A 1,759-nucleotide genomic window follows, 5' to 3' on the forward strand; every position below is an offset into this window, starting at 1 on the left:
AGCGGCTGTCCCAGCCGTCGGCCACGACTACTGATCAGGAAAGGCATGTCGGCACTTGTGGCAACATGCTGCGAACGCTGCCGCCGGTAGCGCAGCAGTGCGGCGACGGTACTTGGGTGTATGGGCAGTTGGCGCGACTTGGCGAATTTGGTTTGCCGGATGATCAGCATCCCGTGCTTGAGATCGACATCGGCATTGCGCAGATGAATGGCCTCCGAGACCCGCAGGCCAGTCGAAGCCATCAGGCCGAACAGGGTTTCGTAGGTAGCCGGGCGGATGTTCCCCTGCGGTCCAATCCGACGGGCCGCTGCCAGCAATTCGACGATTTCGTCCTCATGGAAGATGTGCGGGGCGACACGTCCCGGCTCCGGACCAAAGGTCGATTCCTCCGGCACTTCGGTATCCGGTTCGAACTGCTTCAGGTAGCGGGCGAAATGGCGAACCTTCGCCAGACGGACGGCCCAGGTTGATGGGGTTTCGCGATGCCACCTGTCCTGGCGCGCCCAATCCACCATCAACTCAGCCGTCAGTGGCCCACGGTGATGCCGGTCGGCAACATAACGGGCGAATCCGGCCAGAAGCGTATCCCGCGAGCGCAGCTGGAAACCGAGGCGACGCCGCTCGGCAAGGTAGTCGTCGATTCTCTGCTGCAAGCCGATGCGCGTGCTCATGATGCGCTCCCTGGCCACGGCAGGGCAACGGCCGACAGCTTCGGCGTGTCGAGCTTGGCGTAGATCAGGGTAGTGTTCAGAGAACGGTGGCGCAGCACATCGGCCACCTCTTTGAGCGAACTGCCGTTCTCGACCAATCGGCACGCCAGCGTGTGACGTAGCGCATGCGAACGGGAATGCGTCAGGCCGATGCGTCGATATGCCCTACGTATCACACCCCGGATGGCGTTGGCGGTGATTGGTTGGTCGTGTGGTGCAAGGTGTCGAACGAAGATGGTTGGATTGTTGGTGGCGGGGCGCTCATGTTGCAGGTAGTCGGCCAGCGCCTGCCCAGTCGCCATCGGCAATGGCAAGATGTCCTGTCGCATCGACTTCGTGCTCCTCAGCGTCACCGTGCCGGCGCGCCAGTCGATGTCGCCAATCTTCAGATTGGCGATCTCGCACGACCGCAGCCCCATGTCCAATGCGCAACGCACAATGGCGTAGCCACGCTTCGGCCAACGTCTGGCGTCGGCAAAGGAGTTCAGTAGGCGCTCGATTTCATCCGGCGTGAACGCACGTGGCAAGGTCGCCAACTTCCAGTGGACGGGTGACGTAATGACTGCGGTCAGCGCTCCGACCTGATCGCCGCAGGTGGTCCGGTAGCGGAAGTAACTGCGCAGTGCCGATGCGAGTTGCGATGCGTTGGACGGGGTTCGGCGCGCATCAAGTTGGCTGGCAAGGAAACCACGCACGTCGTCGGGGCGCAGCTCGGCAATATTGACAGGGCACCCTGTGTATTTCTGATGCAGGAAACGATCCACGATACGAACCCGATGGCGGCGCGTCTCCGCCGCCAGCCCTCGCACATCGCGCAGGTGTGTGTCGTAGTGGCGGAGTTCCTCGGCAATGTGGTCCGTGGATGCAGTAGGTGGCCGCGCACTTGGCGCGGCCCGATGTAGTGTGGTGTGGTTCATAACGGTCTCCTGAAGTGGAGTCACCACTTCATACGACCGCTGGAATTATGTATAGCTTGCGGCGGCATCAGCTGCTGCCGGGCCGCTTACAGCCTACCTCTTAACGAAAACCACCCCGGCTACTTTCCATAA

Annotated in this window: 2 protein-coding genes; both read right to left on the minus strand. The window is 61.7% G+C overall.

Annotation, left to right across the window (positions count from 1 at the left end; all coding sequences use genetic code 11):
* On the minus strand, window positions 1–671 hold a 671-nt coding region (locus B059_RS0118315), incomplete at its 3' end, for a tyrosine-type recombinase/integrase (protein WP_018079674.1).
* The gene (locus tag B059_RS0118320) at window positions 668–1,627 is read right to left on the minus strand and encodes a site-specific integrase (protein WP_018079675.1); all 960 of its coding nucleotides are present in this window, start codon (window positions 1,625–1,627) and stop codon (window positions 668–670) included. The genes B059_RS0118315 and B059_RS0118320, both read right to left, overlap by 4 nt.
* Window positions 1,628–1,759 lie beyond the last annotated feature (132 nt).

Origin of the sequence: Thiobacillus denitrificans DSM 12475, assembly GCF_000376425.1 — a bacterium.
Taxonomy (GTDB): Bacteria; Pseudomonadota; Gammaproteobacteria; order Burkholderiales; family Thiobacillaceae; genus Thiobacillus; species Thiobacillus denitrificans.